The sequence below is a fragment of the Neobacillus sp. PS3-12 genome (genome assembly GCF_030915385.1).
GTDB lineage: Bacteria > Bacillota > Bacilli > Bacillales > Cytobacillaceae > JAEVLT01.
Genome location: NZ_CP133268.1, coordinates 4,152,785 through 4,176,201, shown reverse-complemented (window position 1 = coordinate 4,176,201; position 23,417 = coordinate 4,152,785). Strand labels below are relative to the sequence as shown.

Below are 23,417 nucleotides of genomic sequence, written 5' to 3'. Positions count from 1 at the left end.
ATAGTTGAAAGCGAAGTTTTCTAGTTTTTAGGGATATTTACCATGAATTCCTTAGATAATCCATATGGTTTATTATGCAAATCCACAACCTCCAGCTTTAACTTATGATTGCCCGATGCCAAATCCTTAATAATAAATGCTGCAGTAGAAACCTCTTTACTTTTCTTCCCATCTACCCAAACAATCATTTTTCCTACTTGCTTATTCGATTGATCCTTTTCTCTAAATGTTACCCCGGTAACAATACATTCTACAAAAACATTATTACCTTTTGATTCATATTGCACAAATAGAGCTGGGATTCCATCATTTATTCGGCTGCCTGCCATTGCTGCATTTGCCGAGAAAATATTTTTATGTTCAAAAAATAGTTGGTCCTGTTGACAACCTGCTAATAAATTTATAATAACAATCACCAGAATAGGTGAAAATACATTCATCTTCAATCTAATCACTCCTTTATGCATGTATTGTTCACCTTCTTTAACTTTTTTACTCTTTACGGACCAAATAAAAAAGATCCACATATCTTTTTCTACGTGGACCTGTTCATTCTTTTTGATTATTCATTGACTGAAACATATGGAACATCATTGAGGCCATTTGAACTCCATTTGAAAACTTTTCTACTTGATGCGGTATCGTTCGTTTATAAAAATGTAATGATGCAATTTCAAGTGCTTCCAGGTCAAAAGGATTCCTTGATAGCTTTCGATACCATTGCGGTTGCTCCCTTATGAATTGCTTTAACTCCCGCTGCCCTTCTAGATAATCCATTACCTCTTTTCGCATGTTTTGATAGTCCTTTCTTAATCTTTTCTAAATGTAAATGGATGCTTTGGTCCTTCGATTTCTCTTTGTTGATTTGGCTGGTTTGTCACCCCTTGACCTCCTTGGAATTGAGCTAATAACCCCTGAATGGCCCCAATAGCCTGGCTTAAATTATTTACATGGGACTGTAATTGATTGGCATCCATCTTTTTCATCATTCCTGTAATTGAGGACATCCAATCCAGCTTCTTTCCATCATTGGATTCCCCGGCTTCCTTATTCGTAAGCGCCAATCCCGATTCGGACTTTTTACTTATTCCAATCGTTTCCCATCGTTCATCATCTTCGCCCAATAAATACCAGTCTTCATAAAGTTCCTGCCAGGTTGCTCTGCCCTGTCGGACCTCTTGAATAATTTTTGGATTGTTTTTCACAAATTCTTTAAATTTGATCACTGATGGGTGTAAACTCTTTTGTTTCACTTTTTTCACCTCTAACGATTTGAATTCGCCTATAATACAATATGAAAATTTAATCGTTTGGTGAAAATTTAATACTATTATATGTTATATCACTTCACGAACTTCGAGACTTCAAGTCTGTTATTTTATTTTTTGGTTATTTTATTTTTTGGACATAATCCTGAGTATAATATTTCTGGTAAACACCTACACCGATGTGTGTGAAGTTTTTACTAAGCATCGCTTGGCGATGACTTTGGCTATTTAGCCATCCCTCTACTACAGCAGGTCCATCTGTATAATTTGCCGCAATATTTTCTCCTGCCGATTGATATTCAACCTGAGCCGCTTTTAACCGATTTGACAGATTCCCATACTTAGCAGAGGTATGGGTATATTCATTTGTTTCGAACATGTCCTTACTATGTTCGAATGCCACATTCGCTACGCTTTCATCCCATCTCAACTTCTTTTGCCCATTCCTCAAACGCAATACATTGGTAATATCAAAAATTTCTTTTGCCGTTCCATTTTGCACCATTTCCCAAAGGGATTCATCAGGTGCAGGAGGTTCAATTAATTCACCATGATAGACAAGTTCATATGACCTCTCTTTTATAAGTGTCTCAGCGTTTAAATAACGAACACTTGAAAGCTCACCGGTAAATTTATCAAAATAAAGCTGGACATAAATATCCCCCAACTGAATAAGTGGTCTGAGATTAATATCAGTATCATTTAGTTCAAATCGGTAGGTATTTCCGCCTAAGTTAATATCAACATTTGTATCGATATATTGTGTATTAAATACTTCCTCAACAGGCTGCCCGATTTCAAAGGGCTCTATATCTAATTGATCACCAATGGCATAAACGGTGACCACATGGCCATCTTCGACTCCGGCTTGAAAATACTCGTTAGAATGAAGATTATAAATATACCATTGATACCCATAAATGGTTTGATCAATTCTTTGCGGTTTACCAAATTCCCCCTCTAAACTTTCTACATCTTCCCCAATTAGTTTTGATAACCCTTCCTTTGGTCTTTCAGTGGAAGGTCTGCCTTGGCCCTGCTGGTTTTTGGTTATAGCTTCATTTGACTGTTTAGGCAGGCTTTTCTTAATGAGTACTTCCTTGCCATCCTGCCCCATAACATTTAAATAAAACCCGATGATCAAGAAAATCGTTGAAATAATTAAGATTCTAAAAAGTGTTCGCAGAGGATTCGGCCTCCTTGTGCTTACAATTTCAAACATTATGTATTCGTCATATCTATTTATCCAAAATCTCTTTAACATATCTGACATCTCAAAATGTTCGTTAACTTCAATTTAACATAAAAAGACAGGTGCAATACAAGATTGTACCTGTTTTTTAGAAAAAATTCATGTAACTCTTAATGATTCATTTGACTTTGACTTGTTTCAGAGATATCACTTAGTGCTGTTTTTGCTTGGTCGTCCGTTAATTCACGAACTGCAAAATCCCCAAGCGAGACAATTCCTATTAACTTCCCGCCTTCTACGACAGGCAAACGGCGTATTTGGTGCTTCGCCATTAGCTGTACGGCTTCTTTACTGTCTGCATCCGCAGAAATTGTAATCAGATCACTGCTCATAATATCTCCCACTTTCGAAGATGCTGGATGTTTCTCAGCAATACACCTTAGCACGATATCTCTATCAGTAATCATTCCTACTATTTTTCCTTGATCAACAATTGGGATCGCACCCACATTAAGTTCTTTCATTTTTACTGCCACTTCATAAACATTATCCAATAGTGAACAACATTCAATATCATCAGTCATAATATCACGAATCTTTTCCATGTTTTTTCACCAGACCTTTTATATTATTTTTTTCATTTATGCACAGCTGAATTGGGAGTGCTTCTGTTTGTAATAATATTTCCTTTAGAAACAGAATTATTCGAAAAAGGTTGTTGGATAAATCATTGCAGTTTAATCTGATTTCAACTATTATTAAAATGATAAGATGTATTGTTAGCGTATTTGAGTTTCTTTAAATGCATGGTTTTAGGAGGGATTATCGTGAAGTTTGAAAATATAGGCTATGAACAACTAAAAGCAGATCTAAACCGCTTAGATGATGTTATGCAAGCAAAGGGTTTAATACGTGAAGGGCAATGGGATTATGAGAGAGTTACATATGATAAAAAATTTGAATTGAAGGAAGGCGTCTATTACCTTCGTGTTCGCGGTTATGCGATCGAAGGGGATGTGGGTGCACATAAAGCGGTTATTCAATTGATGACACCAATTCTTGGTAAATACTACTATCCACATGGTGTAGAATATGGAGACGATGAATTTTACCCGCAAACCCTTGTCAACCAATGCCAAACAATCCTTGATACATTGAAAACTGAAATTGAAAAGTTCTCGATATAGAAAAGAAGCCGCATCAATGGATGCGGCTTCTTTTTTAAAAACCTAAAATAGCTTTTATGACAGATGTTGTTTCTCCACCCTTATAAAACACATAAAGCAACAAGTACACTGCTACCCCTGTAATACCAGTACAGAACCATACTACACTCGTAATCGGTCCCAATTTACGGTGAATAGAGAATTTTTTCTTAAACCCGGTAACTAAATTGACAATTCCCAAAACAGCTCCCACTGTTGCCAAAGTGATATGAAAGATAAGAAAAATAGTGTAATAAACTTTTACATTATTAGGACCGCCAAACGAAGTGTTCCCTAGAAAAATCGTTCTTGTTGCATAAATGATGAAGAAAATAAGGGCAAAGATTGCGGCTGTAATCATTGTCTTTTTGTGAGCCTCTATTTTCCGCTGTTTAATTTGTACCCAGCCAATTCCAACGGTAATAGCGCTCAAGACAATAAATGTCGTACTAATTGTCGGTAAAACAGGTAAGGAATTCATCATAATCCACTCTTTTCCTGATTATTTCTACAATAATTTTAAGGTAGACTACATCCTTTTTCAACCAACAACCCTTCATTGCCAAAAAAAATCTCCCAAGCTCGGGAGGTTATTCATTGAGAGTTGGATATAAACTAGATTTTTGTTCTCTTTCTGATTCTTCTTGGTCCTTCCGGTACCATTCAAAAAAGACACGACCTAACATAGTTCCATAAATTATTTCTTGTATAACCTTCATTAGTACTCCGCCAAGCTGTTGATCGTGAAGTGCGGACATTGAACTAAACAATTCCGGTCCACTAATATTTAAACTATTAAAGGTAGTTGAGCCTACGCACAGGCTCATCATTTGTCCCCATGCTTTGGGATCAGAATAGGTTTCATACATTGGTGAACTGGCAAAAATGATTAATGCACAAGCCGGAGTTAACAAAATACCGCCAGCAAAAATATAGCCAACCTTTTTTATTCCATTTAGTGTTTGATATTCTGACAATTCATTCACCAACGGCCACCACATAAAAGTTGAAACAATAAATAACAAAATAGAATAGCCTGCATGCAGCCATATATTCTCCATTACATGATCAAAAATTAATGGAATATGGTAGAACGAAAAAACTCCACTAAACACTAGCAGTGCAAAAAGCGGCTGTGTGAACAATAAAAACATCAGTCTAAAAGGTTTCCAGTTTAAAGAATTTCTCCACACCCATGACGGAATACTGAAAATAAATAAAGGTGGAATGATTAAAGTTAAGACTGCCATTTGAATCATATGAATATAAAACAAAAGATGAGCCATCAAATCAAGCGGCGACCCCTTTATGACATATAACAGGAATACAGAGAGTACGAAAAAAATTCCTTGCTTTGGTGTCAGAGGTTCACTGTTCTTAAAATGAGTGCGATATTTTACCAACAAAAGAAAATAGGCGATTAATACTGCCAGCAATGCTGCTAAAAAATACGGACTCCATAGTGCTTCGAAGCCAAAAATTTCGAGCGAAAGCACTTTCATCACCTCCATACTATAAAAAACATTTTTTCTGTCAATGAATGAATAAAGAAAATCGGCCTAAAGCCGATTTTCTTTTGTTGGCTTTAGAAAAACTAAAGACTTTTTTTCTTACCACCAGATAATAGTTGTAAAAGTTAAAATTATAATAAACCCTACCAAAGCCCCCGAAAATATAAACATGCTTGGAGCTTCATGACCTTTATGTTTCATGTGCATAAAATAGTACAGTTGAAATATTACTTGAACAATAGCCAATAGGAGAATAAACGGAGGCGTAAATGATTTTGTTACTCCTTTAAACCCTACAGCAGCAAATGCTATAAAAGTTAAGAAAATCATCATGGAAAAGGAGATTATATGGTATCTCATTTCCTCTGTACTTTTTTTCCGTCTATATTCAATGTCCACCCTTGGGTTGCCTGAGTTTACTTGTTGATTTTCCATCAGCCTATCCCACCATTCCCATTAAATACACAACCGTAAAGATAAATACCCACACGACGTCAATAAAGTGCCAATAAAGGCTAAAAACATAAAATTTAGGAGCATTATAAAGATTTAACCCTCGTTTGGCATTTCTAAACATCAATGAAAGAATCCACAAAAGACCGAAAGCGACATGTCCCCCATGAAAACCCACCAATGTGTAAAAAGCAGAACCAAATGCGCTACTAGTAAAAGTATGATGGAATTCATGAACATAGTTGTTAAATTCATAAATTTCCAATCCCAGGAAGCCTGCGCCTAATAAAGCAGTTATGACAAACCAAAGCATCATTTTCTTGAAGGCAAAGTTTTTCATCTGATAAATTGCATAAACACTGGTTAAAGAACTTGTTAGCAAAAGCATTGTTGAGACAAATGTCGTCGGCATTTCAAAAAGGTCTTTAGCATGTGCCATACTTGCATTTGGCACTTTATCCTTTAAAGCAAGGTATGTTGCAAACAGGGAGGCAAAGAGAACCGACTCTCCCCCTAAGAATAACCAAAAACCCAAAAATTTATTTTTAGCCTCAAGGGTTGCTTTTTCGGGTGCAGCAGGCCAAGTTTCATATGTGAATTTTTCTTCAACATGCATTATGCCTTAACCCCCTTTTCTTCCTCCATGAGTTCTTCCTTATGAATATGGTACCCATGATCATCTTTAACAGAGCGGGTAAGCATTGATAGTAAAGTAACAGCAAGGCCAATGATCAGAACTGGCAGTGCCCAAGGCTTATGGTCAGCATGATACATGGCGCCGAACGCTGCAATAAAAAGTCCGAGTGCAATCATAAACGGTATAAAGGATGAGTTAGGCATATGAATATCCCCCAGCGGTTCTGCCGGCGTCATCCCTTTTTTGCCTTCCATTTTTTCCAACCAAAAGGCATCCAACCCACGAACAAGCGGAAGTTGCTTGAAATTGTAATATGGAGGTGGAGAGGAAATCGACCATTCAAGTGTACGTCCATCCCCCCATGGATCATTTCCAACCTTTTGATTTTTAACTGATGTGATAACCACATTTATTAGAAGAATGATCACACCAGCTGCCATAAAGAATGCGCCAATTGAACTTACCATATTGGCTGTTTCAAATCCCTGTCCAGGCAGGTATGTAAAGACGCGTCGAGGCATCCCCATTAAACCTAAAAAGTGCTGAACAAAGAAAGTCAGATGAAAGCCAATTAGGAATAGCCAAAATGTAATCTTCCCTAATACTTCATTAAGCATTGTACCAAACATTTTTGGCCAATATAAATGTGTCCCAGCTAAAACGGCGAACACAACTCCGCCAACAATAACATAATGGAAATGGGCTACTACGAAATAGGTGTCATGATATTGATAGTCAGCGGCTGCCGATGCAAGCATTACCCCTGTAACTCCACCTGCCACGAACGAGGGAATAAAAGCAACAGCATAATGCATCGGTGTTGTAAATTTAACACTCCCGCCCCACATGGTTAAAAGCCAGTTAAAAATCTTAATCCCAGTTGGTATTCCTATTGCCATTGTGGCAACAGCGAAAATGGCGTTTGCAACTGGACCTAATCCATCTGTAAACATGTGGTGTGCCCAAACCATGAATCCTAAGAAACCGATTAATACAGTAGCAAATACCATTGAAGAATACCCAAATAACCGTTTCCTAGAGAAAATCGGAAAGATTTCCGAAAAAATACCAAAAGCAGGAAGAATTAAAATATATACCTCCGGATGCCCAAAAATCCAGAAAAAATGTTCCCAAATAATTGTGTTTCCACCAAAGGCCACATCAAAGAAATGGGCCCCAAACAAACGGTCAAACATCATTAGAACCAGTCCAACAGTTAAAGGCGGAAAGGCAAATAAGATAAGTGCAGATGTGACAAAAGTGGTCCAAGTAAACAATGGCATTCTCATATAAGTCATCCCGGGTGCACGCATGTTAATGATCGTCGCCAGGAAGTTGATTCCACCAATCAAGGTACCAATCCCTGAAATCGATAATCCCAGAATATAAAAATCAACGCCATGCCCTTTGGACGCCATTGTTAACGAAGCATAAGAGGTCCAGCCTGCATCAGGTGCACCGCCCAAAAACCACGAAAGATTCAAGAATATTCCGCCAAAAAAGAAAAGCCAAAATCCTAAAGAATTTACGAATGGAAAAGATACATCGCGAGCCCCAATCTGTAACGGCATAACGGCATTCATAAAACCAAAAACAAGTGGCATCGCGGCAAGAAAGATCATCGTAGTTCCATGCATTGTCATTATTTCATTGTATAGTCCGGCACTTACAAAATCATTATTCGGGACAGCAAGCTGGATCCGAATCATCATTGCTTCAATTCCGCCGATTAGGAAGAAAAATCCTCCTGCAATCAAATACAAAATGGCAATTTTTTTATGGTCAACGGTTGTTAAAAAATCCCATAATGTTCTGCCAAACCCCTTCTTTTGAGCATTGGTACTCACAAATTTTAACCTCCCTTTTTAAAGAGTCCCTTTTTATTGCTGAACTTTTAATCCCATCAAATATTCTGCTAACGCATCAAGCTGTGCATCAGACATTTGTGGGTATTTTCCTGTCATTTTATTACCTGGTTTATATGATTCTGGATTTTGAATCCACTTTTTCACATCTTCTTTTGTATGTGGCAAAATACCAGCAACACGTGAGCGGTCGCCGAAGTTTGTTAGATTTGGAGCCAGCCTTGCATTTTCAGGTGTTGTATTCGCCGGAGTTACAGCATGACAGGCAATACAACTTTGATTAAAGATTTTTTGACCTTCCTGGGCTAAGCTAGATGTGGCAGGTTCTGCCTTTTTAACATTCTGCATCGAAGCAACCCAGCTATTAAATTTACTACGAGAAATCGCTTTAACTTTAAAGTCCATTAAAGCATGGGAAGGGCCGCAGAGTTCTGCACACTTTCCATAAAATAAATTCCCAGCCTCATTTGCTTTTTTATTATCAAACTCCAGCCAGAATTTATTGATGTTTTCTGGATTGGTGTCCATCTTTCCTCCAACTGCAGGAATCCAGAATGAGTGCTTTACATCCATCGATTTTAAAGAGAAGTAAACCTTTTCATTTGTTGGGACAACTAATTCATTACTTGTCACAATTTTCTGACTAGGATATTCAAAGTCCCACCAATACAAGTGTGAGCGCACATTGACAACGAGAGCTTTGGAGTTTTTATTATTCATTGCAGACACATCAGCAAGCTTAAATGTGGTGGTGATAGTTGGCACTGCTAGAATAAGAAGCAAAAGAATTGGAATGACAGTCCATATTATTTCTAATTTGTGGCTTCCTTCCACTTGTTTAGGGATCGTGTCATCTTTTCGTCTAAACCGAATCAAGACAATGATAAAAATAATAGAAACAACTGCAATAACGCCTACCATGATTAATGTGCTTAATGTCATTAAATCAAATTCCATTTTGGCAACTTCACCGGCAGGTTTCAGGGCAGACAAATACGGTTCACCGCCACATCCGGAGAGAATAAACGTTAACATCGCTATTAGCGAAATTAAGCACCAGTTTGCAAGCCTTTTCATGCTTAAACATACCCCTCTTTCGCAAAAAAATTTCTTTCCCATTGTAGATCAAAAATGTATTAAGGATTTTATAGCTAATATTCTATAAAACCCACGGCAAATTAAACTAAAGTAACTATCACCATAGCAACAAATATAATAGTTAAATATTGCAGTGAATAGACAAACATCAGTTTTGCCCATTTAATATCATCTTTAATCTTATATCCTAAAATTCCTAACGCAAGCCAGCCTATGTTTAAAACAGTAGCAAGAATTAGAAATGGGATTCCTAATGAGGTAAGCAAAAACGGAAGCGGAAGCAAGGCCGCTACCCAAACAAGAATATGTTTTTTCGTCGTTTTAAAACCTTTTACAACAGGAAGCATAGGAATACCAGCTGCACGGTACTCCTCTGCTCTTCTCATTGCAAGAGCATAAAAATGCGGCGGCTGCCAAATAAACATGACCAAAAACAATGACCATGCAACAGAACCAAGGTGTGGATCAACAGCTGCCCAGCCAATTAATGGAGGGACAGCACCTGAGATACTCCCAATAATAGTATTAGAAACAAGTTGTCTTTTGGACCACATTGTATATAGAAATATATAGCTAAATACGCCAATCATTCCAATGATCGCCGCTGTTATATTGGTAAACATTAAAAATAATGTCCCTAATCCTATTAAGAGAATACCTAAAAAAAGAACTTTAGTAGGAAGGAATTTACCAGTAACCGTCGGGCGCCCTTTTGTTCTTTCCATGAGCGGGTCAATATCACGGTCGATAAAATTATTAATACTGCATGAACCAGCAATGATTAGTGAGGAGCCTGCAACAGTAAAAAAGACAATATCAAGATTCTTTAGAAAACTTTGACCAGTAAAATGAAGAGCCAGCCACAACCCCGTAAATGTTGTGATCAGATTTGAGTTAACAATTCCAATTTTAATTAAAGCCAAAAAGTCTTTAATAAAAGATGTTTTTTCTATATCAACCTGTATGCTGGCTGTATCACTATTTAGCTGTGTGCCGGGATAAATCTTTGAATTAGACATTTGCTTCCCTCCAGAGTCAATAAGACAATATTTTTTAAAGAATTTAAAAGTTGAAAATTAAAAGTTTTTTAACTATGTAAACAGTCTTTTTCGTGTTCATTGAAAATTAATAGTCTTATGATTTTTAGTAAAAAAAGGCTACCAAATGTATATTGCCCAAAAACACTTTCTCTGTATATTAAATCACATTTTTTAATGTTTTTGTGAATTTTTTTTGAATAAAGATACTCCAAATTGCGACAAATTGGGATATCTTCCATTATTTTCTCCAAATTAGAACTATTAATTGTGAATTATATGTGACATTAATACTCTCACCTTTTCATTCATTATATCGTTATAAATCAACAAATAATTCCATTTTAAATATTATATCCAAATTAATAGAAATTTCTTTATCAAGTTTTTCACTATAACAATAGTTAAAAATTCACAGAAATTGTTTTTTCGCAATCATTCTAAAATTCTGTTCATTTTTAAAATAATTCGATATGATATGGATGTACTTCATTATACTGACAAGTTTATCCAATGACAAATTTTTGAACTAAAAAAGGAATACGAAACGGCCGTTTATCAAACAGATTACTGTGGCACTTTGACTAATCTTAGTTTAAAGAGATAAAATGGTTGATATTTACAAAGAAGGTGATATTTTTTGCGGCGTTCTTTAAAATGGTTTGCAGTTGCAACTACTATTGGCATGTTTTTTGTTTTGATTGGTGGTGCACTTGTATCAAAAACAGGTTCGGGAATGGGATGCGGAAGGTCTTGGCCACTTTGCCATGGCCAAGTACTGCCGCAACATATTACTCCAGAGTTAATCATTGAACTTGCACACAGAATTGTTTCGGGAACAGAAGGGGTAATGGTACTAATTCTATCCATTTGGACTTGGAAGGAAATTGGTTATATTAGGGAGACCAAGTTTCTATCATTTCTATCATTTTTCTTTCTTATATTACAAGGATTGATTGGAGCTGCAGCTGTTTTGTGGGGACAATCAGGTTTTGTCCTGGCACTTCATTTTGGAATTTCCCTTATATCTTTTGCCTCTCTCTTCTTATTGACACTTCTCATCTTTGAAGTCGATAGAAAATTTGAAGCTGATCAGTTAGTGATCGATAAAAGAATGGGCCGTCATATTGTTTTCGTTTCTATCTATAGTTATATCGTCATTTATACAGGTGCACTTGTTCGACATACGAAGGCAAGTCTTGTATGCCGTGATTGGCCATTGTGTATTAACAATTCTCCTGTCTTACCAGAAAATATTTATGAATGGGTACAGATGGGGCACCGTGCAGCTGCAGGGCTAATTTTTATTTGGATTGCCTATATCACGGGTATGACGATTAAGCATTATCGACATCAAAAAGTTCTCTACTGGGGATGGATCATTGCTCTTTGTCTAGTAAGCCTCCAAGTTGTCGCAGGAGCACTGATTATCTTTACTAAGTTAAATCTCTATATTGCTCTTTTACATGCTTTCTTTATCACCTGCTTATTTGGTGTTTTGAGCTATTTTCTTCTGCTTTATTCCAGGTCAAAAAAATCATCGTAAAAATAGCTGCCGAATTTCGGCAGCTATTTTATATTTATTCCATTCCTATTTACTATTATTACTCAGAAAGTTCTATTAATAAGTCTCCTGTTTGAATAGCATCACCATTTGCCACATATAAATCCTTAACAACACCAGAAAAAGTAGCTTGAACGGTTGTTTCCATCTTCATAGCCTCAGTAATCATTAAATGGTCGCCGCGCTCCACTTTTTCTCCTTTTTCGACAAGAACTTTTAGGACTGTTCCCGGCATTGATGCTGCAATATGATGTGGATTTTTTGGATCTGCCTTAATTCTTGTTTGCACGGTTGATTTTATGTTTTCATCTTTGATTACCACTTCACGCGGTTGTCCATTTAGCTCAAAGTAAACGACTCTTGTACCATCAGGCTGCGGATGTCCAACAGAAACCAGCTTAACCATAAGTGTTTTCCCTGTTTCGATTTCAATTTCAATCTCTTCACCTAACCGCAAACCATATAAAAATGTTGGTGTATCGAGTACTGATAAATTTCCATACAGCTCAACTGTTTTACTATACTCCATAAATACCTTAGGATATAGCGCATATGCAATTACCTCGAAACTGGTAACAGGTCTTCCCAATTCATTAAATAGCTCATCTCGTAAAGATTTAAAATCAACTGGCTCAAGTAACTCTCCAGGTCTTACTTCCAAAGGCTTACGATCTTTTAAAATGACCTTTTGAAGTTCTTCTGGGAATCCTCCATGAGGCTGACCTAGATAACCCTGAAATAGTTCAACCACAGAGTCAGGAAAATCGAGTGAATTTCCTCGTTGTAAAACTTCTTCCTCTGTTAACTCATTTTGCACCATAAAGAGAGCCATGTCTCCGACAACTTTTGAGGATGGAGTAACTTTTACAATATCACCAAACATTTGGTTAACCCGAGCGTACATTGTTTTCACTTCATCCCAGCGTTCTCCAAGGCCAACAGCTTTTGCCTGCTGCTGAAGATTGCTATACTGTCCTCCAGGCATTTCATGTTGATAAACTTCTGTATGTGGTGCTTTCATACCACTTTCAAAATCACGGTAGTACTCACGAACATCCTCCCAATAATGAGAAAGTTGTTCAAGTGCATCAATTCTGACATCAGGTCTGCGTTTATTTCCTACAAGCGCATAATAGAGTGAGTTTGCGCTTGGCTGCGAGGTTAATCCTGCCATCGAACTTACCGCAACATCAACTATGTCTACTCCCGCCTCAATGGCTCTTGCATAGGTGAAGACACCATTTCCGCTCGTATCATGTGTATGCAGATGGATTGGGATATCAATGGAATCTTTTAACTCGGAAACAAGCTGGTAAGCTGCCTCAGGTTTTAGAAGTCCTGCCATATCTTTAATGGCTAAAATATGAGCACCCTGGGACTCCAGTTCTCTTGCCAGGGTTTTGTAATAATTCAAATTATACTTTACTCTTGTTGGATCCAATATATCCCCGGTATAACAAATGGCAGCCTCAGCAATTTTCCCCGTCCCGCGGACTGCATCAATTGCTGTTTCCATTCCTTTTACCCAGTTTAAGCTATCAAAAATACGAAACACGTCAATACCGCTATAAGCAGATTTCTCAATAAAATCTCTAATTACGTTGTCTGGATAGTTTTTATAACCTACTGCATTTGCCCCTCTAAACAGCATTTGGAACAAAACGTTCGGCATTTTTTCTCGAAGACTTAACAGGCGGTCCCATGGATCTTCTTTTAAGAAGCGATAAGCAACATCGAAAGTAGCTCCGCCCCACATTTCTACTGAAAATAAATCTGGCAAGAGTTTTGCAGTAGGCTCCGCAATATGTTCAAAGTCCTTTGTACGTACTCGTGTCGCCAAGAGTGACTGATGTGCATCCCTGAATGTGGTATCAGTTAATAAAACTTGCTTCTGATCTTTTATCCAGTTTAAAAGTCCATCGGCACCTTTTTCAGTCAAGATCTGTTTTGTACCATCCTTGTAGTCAATGTCATATTTTAATCTTGGTACTCTTGGTTTTGAAAAAACAGGGCGTTTTTTCTTCTCAACCCCAGGAAATCCATTTACAGTGACATTTCCAATATAATTAAGCATTTTTGTTCCGCGGTCTTTTTTAACTGGAAACATGAAAAGTTCAGGTGTTGAATCAATAAATGATGTATCATACTCACCTTTAATAAACTTTGGATGTTTCACCACATTCTCAAGAAACGGAATATTCGTTTTAATTCCCCTGATTCTAAACTCGCGTAAATTACGCATCATCTTGGCAGCAGCTTGCTCAAAATTCAAGGCGAATGTAGATAATTTCACAAGTAAGGAATCGTAATAAGGTGTAATGACACTTCCAGTAAAGGCATTTCCCGCATCGAGTCGGACACCAAAGCCGCCGCCAGAGCGGTAAGCCATTATTTTCCCAGTATCCGGCATAAAGTTATTTAACGGATCTTCTGTTGTTACTCGGCACTGAATCGCAAAGCCAGTAGATTGAATCTGTTCCTGAACTGGAACTCCAACCGTTTTACTATGCAAATCATAACCTTCAGCAACTAAAATTTGTGTTTGGACAATGTCAATACCTGTAATCATTTCGGTAATGGTATGTTCAACTTGAACACGAGGGTTTACCTCGATAAAGTAGAACTCTTCACCAGAAACCAGGAATTCTACTGTCCCAGCATTGATATAGTTAACATTTTTCATTAATTTAACGGCTGCATCACAAATTTCTGCACGTAAATCACTCGATATCGACACACATGGAGCAACCTCAACCACTTTTTGATGACGGCGTTGAACTGAACAATCCCGTTCATATAAATGAACAATGTGCCCATGCTGATCACCAATAATCTGAACTTCAATATGCTTTGGATTTTCAATAAGTTTTTCAATGTATACTTCATCATTTCCAAACGCAGCTTTAGCTTCTGAGCTGGCCCGTTCAAATGCTTCCTGAACTTCCTCCGGCTCTTTAACAGCTCTCATTCCACGGCCGCCCCCGCCAAGTGCTGCTTTAATCATAATTGGAAACCCAACATGTTCTCCAAACGCTTTTGCTTCTTGCCAACTCTTGACTGGACCATCACTTCCTGGAATAACAGGAATTTGGGCAAGTTCAGCTTGCGTTCTTGCTTTTACTTTATCTCCAAACATATCCAGATGCTCTGTTTTAGGTCCAATAAAAATAATGCCTTCCTCTTCACATCGTCTTGCAAAGTGAATGTTTTCAGAGAGGAATCCATATCCTGGATGAATGGCATCAACTGATCTTTCCTTTGCGATTTCGATAATGTTCTCGATATCCAAATAAGCATCAATCGGTTTTTTTCCTTCTCCAACCAGGTAAGCCTCGTCGGCTTTATATCGATGATATGAAGCAGAATCTTCCCGAGAATAAATTGCCACAGTGCGGATGTTCAATTCACTACATGCCCGAAAAACACGGATTGCAATTTCTCCTCTGTTGGCAACGAGCACTTTATTAATTTTTCTTGTCAATTTTTAGCACCTCAATCTCCCTCATTTATTAAACGCACAGAAAAAGTAACTGCGCGCTAAGTACGAATCTGAAATACATTCCCTGAGTGTTTACTTGAATGTTTCTTCTGTTCCTGTGTATTATTTTTATATTTTTTTTCATAATTAACAAACATGGAAACATTAACTAGAATGCCAGTAGCAATTGCCAATTGGATCAAAGAGGAGCCACCATAGCTTATAAATGGAAGTGGTACTCCCGTCAGCGGGATCACACCTGATACTCCTGCAAGGTTAACAAATGATTGGATGCCGATCATACTCGATATACCAATAGCCAGCAGACTTCCAAACGGGTCCTTACATTGCAAGGAAATATAAATTCCTCTTAGCACTATGTAGCCCAATACTATAATGATAAAACCGACACCCCATACTCCAAGCTCTTCAGCTATTACAGCCATAATAAAATCCGTATGAGATTCCGGCAAATAACCCAATTTTTCGATACCTCGCCCTAATCCCAGTCCATTTACTCCACCAGAACCGATCGCAATATATGAATTAGCCAGATGATATCCGGAAGTTTGCTCAACAGCAAAGGGATCCTTTAAAACAGAGATACGATCGACACGTTTCGTTGAAAAAATCTGTCCCTGAAGAACCAAAAGTACAGGTAATAACACTATCATACCAATAATAACAAGTTTCGCAAAATTTTTAAAATTCATTCCTGAAGATAATATCATAGCTGCTGCTATTAGTGCAATAATCCCAGCAGTACCGAAGTCCGGCTGTATCGCAATTAAAGCACAGACTAAGAGTAAATAAGCTAATGGAGGTACGACTCCATTATTGAACTGATTAATATATGATTGCTTTTTAGCATAAACGGCAGCTAGGTAGATAATGACACAAAGTTTTACAAATTCGGAGGGCTGAAGACTAAATGATCCGATTCTAAACCAACTTTGAGCATTACCGGCAACATGTCCAAAAATAAAAAGAAATACTAAACCAATCAATGATAGAAACACCATTGGTCCTAATATTTTATTACTTTTCATTGCTTTATAAGGAAAAGCGGAAAAAAGTACAAAGAAAAATGCTGCGCCCAATAAAAATAGCTTTTGTTTTTGATAAAAATAATCACTACTAACACCATATCTTTGGACAGCTGAAGCCATACTTGCGCTATAAACCATTACCAGACCAAAAATAGACAACAGAATTATAGAGATTATCAAAGAATAATCATAGGATTTTAGTATTTTCTTTATCATCAATCTCTTCCTCATTTTTAGGATTTATTCATTAGTTTTTATTATAAAAGATTATTGCCTAGAATTCCTGAGGAAAAGGAACTTTTCTATTAATATAAACATATTTATAATTTTTATTAGATTATGAAAATAAGGTTTAATAAAAAACTCAAACAATAACCTGTTTGAGTTTTTTTTCATTATTTTTTTATCGAGGCTTCATGAAGAGCAGAAAGCTCTCTTTCTAATTTATCTAAAATTTCTTTCCCGGATAGCATATTAATTAGTCCAAGCCGCGCAGCAAAATCAATTTCCCTAGATAATCCGAACATTTGCGTATCCAATACCTCTTCATACAGAGGACATTGAGGCATCGTGAGGTTATCCATTTGAACTTTGATAAGCCTTAAAATTTTTTCAGCGTCAGCCTGTAATAGAGCAAAAGCTTTTTCTTGATGATCCACAATCGTACCAGACGCCAACATTGATCCCCCCATTCGAGAGCGATTGTTAAACTATCTATAAATTTTACCCTTAAATAATAAAAATTGCAAGAACATTTAAAGTACATTCCCTATTTGGTGAAGAATAACAGCGAAATGACAATTAACAGAAAAAAAGCTATACTTTAATAGTGTTAAGAACGGGGGAATTAGAAATGGCAGAAATTTTTTTATTAACAGGAAACGTAAAGTATCCCATTACTGTGGACGCAGGAGTATGGATTTTCGATGATCGCCGAATTGATTTAAATACCTATTTTCATGAAGAGCAACAAGAAATAGATGAATTGGAGGAATATACGAAAGCAGTCTCTAAGCATTGGGATCGAGAGATTACTGAAGGCGCAACATATCCTCCAACATTGAAAGCTGAAAAAAAGTTTGAAAAGGAAAAAGTATTAACCGGAACTTTTGGAATTGCCTTTAAACCTTTTCTAAAAAATGCGGAACCTAGTGAAGATGCAAAACTACTCATCATCCAAACAATAGATGGTGAAATTGAAGTACCGCTTTCGGTCGCTTATGACCTTATCTTCCAGTTTTCAGATAACGGAAAGCCATTGAAAGAGGATGGACCTATCCACATTTTATATAAAGATGGCTCGAATCGAAATAATCCAATTAAAAATGTAACAGCTTTAATCGTTAAATAACCAGACGGGTGCAATTTGCACCCGTTGTTTTTTACAATAAATCAGCAGCCAATCTTGCTAAACCAGATCTTTCCCCTTTTAACAGCTTTACGTGACCTGAAACGGTTTGGTCCTTAAATTTTTCAACAACATAAGTTAGTCCATTATTATAGGCATCTAAATAAGGATGGTCAATTTGTTCCGGATCACCCATTAATACAATCTTACTTCCCTCCCCAACCCGTGTTAAAATCGTTTTTACTTCATGTTTGGTTAGGTTTTGTGCCTCATCAATAATAATAAACTGCTCAGGGAGGCTTCTGCCGCGGATATAGGTTAAAGCTTCAACCTCGATTGAACTCATTCCAGCTAAAATAGCATCTAGTTCACCCGGTTTTTTTGTATTAAATAGAAACTCGAGATTATCATAGATTGGCTGCATCCACGGTCGCAGCTTTTCTTGTTTTTCTCCTGGCAAATAGCCCAAATCCTTCCCTACCGGAACGATTGGCCTTGCAACAAGCAACTTCTTATATACCCTAAAATCCTCCGTTTGCAATAACCCCGAAGCAAGTGCTAACAAGGTTTTTCCCGTACCAGCTTTTCCAATTAAAGTGACAAGCGGGATATCTCTGCGTAATAATAATTCAATTGCCATCGTTTGCTGGACATTTCTTGAATTGATCCCCCAAACATGCTCTTGATTGATTGATAATTTCTTAACCTTTTTACTGGATTTATCCACCATACCGAGTGCTGAAGCAGATCCCCCCAACGCATCTTTCATTATTAAATATTGATATGGATAAAACGGGTGATTGGCAATTTCTGAAAGGGAGAGCTCTCCTTTTTCATAAAAACGGTTCAAAAGATCCACTTGCAGATATACCTCTATAAAACCAGTATAAATATGATCGACCTCGACGACACGGTCGCTTAAAAAGTCCTCCGCATACAGACCTATTGCATCAGCTTTTACCCGAACGAGAGCATCTTTACTAACAAGAATAACTTTTTTCCCTTCTTCCTTCGTCTGTTCCTCTAAGTATAAATTCTTTGCAACTGCAAGAATTCGATTATCGTTCGTTTTTTCGATGAATATGTCCTGCAGTTCATGAAATGATCGGTGGTTTAATTCAATTCTTAAAGAACCACCATTTTCCAGCGGGATTTTTTCATGTAATTTTCCTGTTTCCCTTAAATTATCAATTAATCTGGATACATGCCTTGCATTTCTTCCAATCTCATCCATATATCTTTTTTTGGAGTCCACTTCTTCTAGGACAACTGCCGGAATCACAACCTCATTGTCTTCAAAAGAGAAAATGGAATACGGGTCTTGTAACAAGACGTTTGTATCTAAAACATAAATTTTACTCAATCCGATGCCTCCCGCTTCTCTTAATATAGATCCTACAGTGGAAGAACAAATCCTTTTGCTAGATAGGACTTTGGTAAAATATATGTTTATTGGAATAAAGATAGACGAAAATCCACACAATAAAGTCAATTAGTTGTGCTTCATTGCGGAGGTGTCTGAAATAATGAAAAAAATCTTGCTGACTGTGGTCGTTTTTCTGATTTTAAGCGGCTGCAATACAAATAAAAATATTCATAATAACGTAAATCAACAATCGGTTAACGTAAAAAACAGTAATATCCAAAACGTAGATCGAAAAACTGGGCAGGAGATTTCCAAGCATTTAGTAACGCTTGCTACAAGTATTCCTAATGTGCATGATGCATCAGCCGTGGTTTTAGGGAGATATGCACTTGTTGGGATTGATGTAAATGCCAAGATTGATCGTTCCCAGGTCGGAAGTATAAAGTATTCAGTGGCTGAAGCTTTAAGAAAAGATCCCAATGGTGCAAATGCAGTTGTAATAGCAGATCCTGATACATACCAACGGTTAAAAGATATTTCTACCGAAATTCAAAGAGGAAAACCTATTCAAGGAATCATGAATCAACTCGCAGAGGTTGCCGGAAGGCTTATGCCTGAGATTCCAGGGAATTTATTAAATCCTACACCTAAAACAGGAACAGAAGATCAAAAGAGTAAACTTACGGAAAATGAAAGAAAGAATTTAAACCAAAAGCAAGAAGAACAATCGAACCACCAGAAATCAAAGCAATAAAAAAAGCCCAGTTCCTAGGCTTTTTTTATTGCGTCCATTACTTGTTTGTCCAGACGAGCGGCTGCATTTTTGTCATAGGTTTTATCGTATGTTGGTTCTGTTACGATTTTCGAACCATAAAACATAACATCCCGTACTTCTTTGATCTTAATTTCAACCAATGCAAGCTTTAATGGAACTTCAGCCAATTTTTCTTGTTTTACCATTGCAGCTCCTTGAATGGAGTATGTAGATTCATTGGCAATTAAATTAAGAACAACCATGTTATTCTTTTGAATATTTTGAATAATCCTGGAACGATTATCAACTGCAAAATAAATTGTGTGTTCGTCTTTTGCCAACACCCATGAAATGGCGCTGACATTAGGTCCACCCGACTCAAAATCAACGGTTGCAATGGTCACAAATCTCTCCTTTTGCAATTTATCGAATAACGGCTGAATTAGTTTTTCTTCTACTTGATTTGCCATACTTTTACCCCTTCCATCATTTTATATTAACTGATAACTCTGTTAAATTTAGCTGTTGATTCCCACTCCTCTAACAGAGCATAACTGATAATTACTATCATTATATTACTACTATAGTCTAAATCGTTCAAATAAAACAGTTGGATCAGGAAAGGGAGTATTATATCATAACGTTTTACGAAACTTTCGAAATAAAGTAATGGTCATGATATACTATAATAAAGTTGTTCTCGTAAAAAGAAAGATTCGAGGTGTTTTATGAGAGTTAAGTGTGTAATTTGCGATAAAATCGAGTCAATCAACGATGAATCATTGTTGGCAAAACGGTTGAGAAACCGTCCGATTCATACATATATGTGTGATGCATGTAATAACAGAATTAGCGAAAAAACAAAAGAACGAATCAGTTCAGGAAATTTCCGTCTGTATCGATCTCGTCCAAATAATGATAATTGGTAAAAAAAAGCGGAGGCACATTTTAGTGCTTCCGCTTTTTAGTCTTCTTCAATTGGAAAGTTTTCATATCGATCTGGACTTTCATTTATTTGGTTAAGCATGATATCTATTAATTCAATTGGGTAGCGCTGTTTCTTTCGCTCTTCATTAACCGTATAGGAAACAAAATAGAATGGTTCTTCTTTTTGAACCTCTATATCGGTTACTTTATGCTCTTCCAATAAGCTCTTTTCAAACAGATCCATTGTTTCTTTTGCTGCTGTATCATCAGGGCGATCATCGCATACTACCTTGATTGTCAGCCAATTATATAGTGTATCCTGCAATGAGAACAAACTCCCCATCCCCCTTATTTCATATCTGCCTGTTGTTTTTTCGATTGATGGAGGCGGATTTTGTAAATAATTAAAATAAGCGCCGCAACGACCAGACCTTCAGCAACCGGTAAAAATATCCCAAAAAACGTTAATATCGTGCAGCCCAGAATTAAAAAGATATAAATAATGATCGATTGATAAAACGGGAGTTTCTTTGCAAATCCCAGTTTATAGACAATGATCGATAAAACAACAATCGTTAGATACAAAAGCCACATGCCAACCTTTGGCTGCTCATTCACTTTATAAAGAGCAGCGAAGAATGAAAGTCGTTCCGTAATATTCATGTCTCCAAAAAGCCTCCTCCTGATAGTTCCATCAGCTTTTTTCGTGTTGGGCTTGTGACCTCATAGCAGACAATCCATCACTGACGGGTTCTCTAAAGCCCAGAGATGAGCTATTTAGCTCATCTCTGCAAATTTTTTCTTTTTAGCCATTTTTTCACGTTCATTTTTATCAAGAATCTTTTTACGAAGACGTACTGACTCAGGAGTTACTTCACAATACTCATCATCATTTAAGTATTCTAAAGACTCTTCTAAAGTCATAACCCGTGGTCTTTTAATTACGTTTGTTTGATCTTTTGTAGCGGAACGAACGTTTGTTTGTTGTTTCATTTTTGTAATATTAACCGTGATATCACTTTCACGAGTGTTTTCGCCAACAATCATACCCTCGTAAATCTCTGTTCCCGGTTCAATAAAAATCGTTCCCCTGTCTTCCACTTGCATAATTCCATATGTTGTCGCCTTGCCTGTTTCCATTGACACAAGTACACCTTGATGTCTGCCGCCAACTTGCCCAGCAATCATTGGTTGATAGCTGTCAAATGTATGGTTAAGAATCCCGTAACCACGTGTTAGAGTCATGAATTCAGTTGTATAACCGATCAGTCCACGTGCAGGTACATTAAAGATTAAACGAACTTGACCATTTCCATTATTAATCATATCAAGTAGTTCACCTTTACGTGCTCCCATTGATTCCATGATCGCTCCTGTATTTTCTTCAGGAACATCAATTTGAACCCTTTCAATCGGCTCACAACGTACTCCATCAATTTCTCTAACAATAACTTCTGGTTTAGAAACCTGAAGTTCATATCCTTCTCGGCGCATATTTTCAATTAAAATTGATAAATGAAGCTCGCCACGGCCAGATACGATCCAAGCATCAGGAGAATCAGTATTGTCAACTCTTAAGCTGACATCTGTATGCAATTGTGCACGTAATCTCTCTTCAATTTTGCGTGAAGTTAAATATTTTCCTTCTTTTCCAGCAAACGGGCTGTTATTTACTAAGAAGGTCATTTGCAATGTTGGCTCATCAATTCTTAAAATTGGTAATGCTTCCTGATGTTCAATTGGACAAACAGTTTCTCCTACGTTAATGTCTTCCATTCCTGAAACAGCAATAAGATCACCGGCATAAGCCTCTTCGATTTCCTGACGTTTTAAACCAAAGAAACCGAATAGTTTTGTTACACGGAATTGTTTAACAGATCCGTCTAATTTCATTAAGGCTACTTGCTGGCCAACCTTCATTGTTCCCGGAACACACGGCCAATTCCAATTCTGCCAAGATAATCATTATAATCTAAAAGGGCAACCTGGAATTGCAGCGGTTCATCCCGATTATCAACTGGTGCAGGAATATGTTCAATAATCCCTTCATACAAGGACTTCATATTTTCATCCTGTTTTTCAGGGTCTGTGCTTGCTGTTCCATTAATAGCTGAAGCATAGAAAACTGGAAATTCAAGCTGATCTTCATTTGCTCCAAGTTCAATAAATAAATCGATTACTTCATCAACCACTTCTGCAGGACGAGCAAAATCCCGGTCAATTTTATTAACAACAACAATTGGTGTTAATTCTTGCTCTAATGCTTTTTTAAGCACAAATCGAGTTTGTGGCATACATCCCTCGTAAGCATCAACAATCAATAATACACCATCAACCATTTTCATGATCCGTTCTACTTCACCGCCAAAATCAGCGTGTCCTGGTGTATCGAGAATGTTGATCCTGGTGTTTTTATATTGTATTGCGGTATTTTTCGCTAAAATCGTGATTCCACGTTCTCTTTCCAAATCATTTGAATCCATGGCACGCTCTTCCACATGCTCGTTTGAACGGAATGTTCCAGATTGTTTTAACAACTGATCCACCAAGGTGGTTTTACCATGGTCAACGTGGGCAATGATGGCAATATTACGTATATCTTCTCTTAATTTCAAAAAATTTCACTCCTAATTAAATTTATATAAAAATAGAACTAATCTTAGTC

General features: G+C 37.1%; 24 protein-coding genes and 1 pseudogene. 5 read left to right on the top strand and 20 right to left on the bottom strand.

What is annotated here, in order from left to right; genetic code table 11:
- Positions 1-20 precede the first annotated feature (20 nt).
- From RCG17_RS21115 to RCG17_RS21095, 5 genes are all read right to left on the bottom strand, one after another.
- Complete coding sequence (locus tag RCG17_RS21115; protein WP_308172035.1) at positions 21-446, bottom strand: hypothetical protein; 426 nt, start codon at positions 444-446, stop codon at positions 21-23.
- A gap of 103 nt (positions 447-549) precedes the next feature.
- A complete protein-coding gene (locus RCG17_RS21110) occupies positions 550-792 on the bottom strand; it encodes a YlbE-like family protein (protein ID WP_308172034.1) in 243 nt (80 codons plus the stop codon).
- Positions 793-809: 17 nt separating this feature from the next.
- Complete coding sequence (locus RCG17_RS21105) at positions 810-1,253, bottom strand: YlbD family protein (protein ID WP_308172033.1); 444 nt, start codon at positions 1,251-1,253, stop codon at positions 810-812.
- Between the two features lie 136 nt (positions 1,254-1,389).
- Positions 1,390-2,490, bottom strand: a complete 1,101-nt coding sequence (locus tag RCG17_RS21100; protein WP_308172032.1) for a CAP domain-containing protein — start codon at positions 2,488-2,490, stop codon at positions 1,390-1,392.
- A 140-nt stretch (positions 2,491-2,630) separates the two neighbouring features.
- Positions 2,631-3,065 (bottom strand): CBS domain-containing protein, encoded by a 435-nt coding sequence (locus RCG17_RS21095; protein ID WP_308172031.1) that lies wholly within the window; start codon positions 3,063-3,065, stop codon positions 2,631-2,633.
- 222 nt (positions 3,066-3,287) lie between these two features.
- Between RCG17_RS21095 and RCG17_RS21090 the strand changes: the two genes are divergently transcribed.
- Complete coding sequence (locus RCG17_RS21090; RefSeq protein ID WP_308172030.1) at positions 3,288-3,647, top strand: YugN family protein; 360 nt, start codon at positions 3,288-3,290, stop codon at positions 3,645-3,647.
- A 34-nt stretch (positions 3,648-3,681) separates the two neighbouring features.
- Here the strand turns inward: RCG17_RS21090 and RCG17_RS21085 are convergent, their stop codons facing one another.
- The 7 genes from RCG17_RS21085 to cyoE form a co-directional block, all read right to left on the bottom strand.
- Positions 3,682-4,149, bottom strand: coding sequence for a DUF420 domain-containing protein (locus tag RCG17_RS21085; protein ID WP_308172029.1), 468 nt, complete (start codon positions 4,147-4,149; stop codon positions 3,682-3,684).
- Positions 4,150-4,255: 106 nt separating this feature from the next.
- Positions 4,256-5,161: a cytochrome c oxidase assembly factor CtaG gene (gene ctaG / locus RCG17_RS21080; protein ID WP_374120856.1), complete on the bottom strand. Its 906-nt coding sequence runs from the start codon at positions 5,159-5,161 to the stop codon at positions 4,256-4,258.
- 114 nt (positions 5,162-5,275) lie between these two features.
- Entirely contained in the window at positions 5,276-5,611 is a 336-nt protein-coding gene (ctaF, locus tag RCG17_RS21075; protein WP_308172027.1) for a cytochrome c oxidase subunit IVB, read from the bottom strand.
- A gap of 4 nt (positions 5,612-5,615) precedes the next feature.
- Positions 5,616-6,245 carry a cytochrome (ubi)quinol oxidase subunit III gene (locus RCG17_RS21070; RefSeq protein ID WP_308172026.1) on the bottom strand — a complete coding sequence of 210 codons (630 nt, stop codon included), beginning with the start codon at positions 6,243-6,245 and terminating at the stop codon, positions 5,616-5,618.
- Positions 6,245-8,113, bottom strand: a complete 1,869-nt coding sequence (ctaD, locus tag RCG17_RS21065) for a cytochrome c oxidase subunit I (RefSeq protein WP_308172025.1) — start codon at positions 8,111-8,113, stop codon at positions 6,245-6,247. The genes RCG17_RS21070 and ctaD overlap by 1 nt, the downstream gene beginning before the upstream one ends.
- A 33-nt stretch (positions 8,114-8,146) precedes the next feature.
- Complete coding sequence (gene coxB / locus RCG17_RS21060) at positions 8,147-9,208, bottom strand: cytochrome c oxidase subunit II (protein ID WP_308172024.1); 1,062 nt, start codon at positions 9,206-9,208, stop codon at positions 8,147-8,149.
- A gap of 101 nt (positions 9,209-9,309) precedes the next feature.
- Entirely contained in the window at positions 9,310-10,248 is a 939-nt protein-coding gene (gene cyoE, locus RCG17_RS21055; protein ID WP_308172023.1) for a heme o synthase, read from the bottom strand.
- A 658-nt stretch (positions 10,249-10,906) separates the two neighbouring features.
- On the opposite strand from cyoE, the gene RCG17_RS21050 reads away from it, so the two are divergent.
- Positions 10,907-11,812 (top strand): COX15/CtaA family protein, encoded by a 906-nt coding sequence (locus RCG17_RS21050; RefSeq protein ID WP_308172022.1) that lies wholly within the window; start codon positions 10,907-10,909, stop codon positions 11,810-11,812.
- Between the two features lie 58 nt (positions 11,813-11,870).
- On the opposite strand, the gene pyc is transcribed toward RCG17_RS21050, so the two are convergent.
- From pyc to RCG17_RS21035, 3 genes are all read right to left on the bottom strand, one after another.
- Positions 11,871-15,311 (bottom strand): pyruvate carboxylase, encoded by a 3,441-nt coding sequence (gene pyc, locus RCG17_RS21045; protein WP_308172021.1) that lies wholly within the window; start codon positions 15,309-15,311, stop codon positions 11,871-11,873.
- Between the two features lie 56 nt (positions 15,312-15,367).
- Positions 15,368-16,573: an FtsW/RodA/SpoVE family cell cycle protein gene (locus RCG17_RS21040; protein WP_308172020.1), complete on the bottom strand. Its 1,206-nt coding sequence runs from the start codon at positions 16,571-16,573 to the stop codon at positions 15,368-15,370.
- A 179-nt stretch (positions 16,574-16,752) separates the two neighbouring features.
- Positions 16,753-17,037, bottom strand: coding sequence for an Fpa/YlaN family protein (locus RCG17_RS21035; RefSeq protein WP_374120855.1), 285 nt, complete (start codon positions 17,035-17,037; stop codon positions 16,753-16,755).
- A gap of 173 nt (positions 17,038-17,210) precedes the next feature.
- Here RCG17_RS21035 and RCG17_RS21030 point away from each other — a divergent pair, with 173 nt between their 5' ends.
- The gene (locus tag RCG17_RS21030) at positions 17,211-17,708 is read left to right on the top strand and encodes a peptidyl-prolyl cis-trans isomerase (RefSeq protein ID WP_308172019.1); all 498 of its coding nucleotides are present in this window, start codon (positions 17,211-17,213) and stop codon (positions 17,706-17,708) included.
- A gap of 31 nt (positions 17,709-17,739) precedes the next feature.
- Here the strand turns inward: RCG17_RS21030 and RCG17_RS21025 are convergent, their stop codons facing one another.
- Complete coding sequence (locus RCG17_RS21025) at positions 17,740-19,068, bottom strand: PhoH family protein (RefSeq protein ID WP_374120854.1); 1,329 nt, start codon at positions 19,066-19,068, stop codon at positions 17,740-17,742.
- A 163-nt stretch (positions 19,069-19,231) separates the two neighbouring features.
- Here RCG17_RS21025 and RCG17_RS21020 point away from each other — a divergent pair, with 163 nt between their 5' ends.
- The gene (locus RCG17_RS21020; protein ID WP_308172018.1) at positions 19,232-19,825 is read left to right on the top strand and encodes a YhcN/YlaJ family sporulation lipoprotein; all 594 of its coding nucleotides are present in this window, start codon (positions 19,232-19,234) and stop codon (positions 19,823-19,825) included.
- Positions 19,826-19,839: 14 nt separating this feature from the next.
- On the opposite strand, the gene RCG17_RS21015 is transcribed toward RCG17_RS21020, so the two are convergent.
- Positions 19,840-20,295, bottom strand: a complete 456-nt coding sequence (locus RCG17_RS21015; protein ID WP_308172017.1) for a pyridoxamine 5'-phosphate oxidase family protein — start codon at positions 20,293-20,295, stop codon at positions 19,840-19,842.
- 258 nt (positions 20,296-20,553) lie between these two features.
- Between RCG17_RS21015 and RCG17_RS21010 the strand changes: the two genes are divergently transcribed.
- The gene (locus RCG17_RS21010; RefSeq protein ID WP_308172016.1) at positions 20,554-20,754 is read left to right on the top strand and encodes a YlaI family protein; all 201 of its coding nucleotides are present in this window, start codon (positions 20,554-20,556) and stop codon (positions 20,752-20,754) included.
- 35 nt (positions 20,755-20,789) lie between these two features.
- Here RCG17_RS21010 and RCG17_RS21005 read toward each other — a convergent pair whose 3' ends face one another.
- The 3 genes and pseudogenes from RCG17_RS21005 to typA all read right to left on the bottom strand — a co-directional run bounded on the left by RCG17_RS21005 (position 20,790) and on the right by typA (position 23,367).
- Positions 20,790-21,077 (bottom strand): hypothetical protein, encoded by a 288-nt coding sequence (locus RCG17_RS21005; RefSeq protein WP_308172015.1) that lies wholly within the window; start codon positions 21,075-21,077, stop codon positions 20,790-20,792.
- Positions 21,078-21,100: 23 nt separating this feature from the next.
- Positions 21,101-21,415: a YlaH-like family protein gene (locus RCG17_RS21000; RefSeq protein WP_308172014.1), complete on the bottom strand. Its 315-nt coding sequence runs from the start codon at positions 21,413-21,415 to the stop codon at positions 21,101-21,103.
- 114 nt (positions 21,416-21,529) lie between these two features.
- A pseudogene (gene typA, locus RCG17_RS20995) lies at positions 21,530-23,367 on the bottom strand (translational GTPase TypA).
- Between the last annotated feature and the right edge of the window lie 50 nt (positions 23,368-23,417).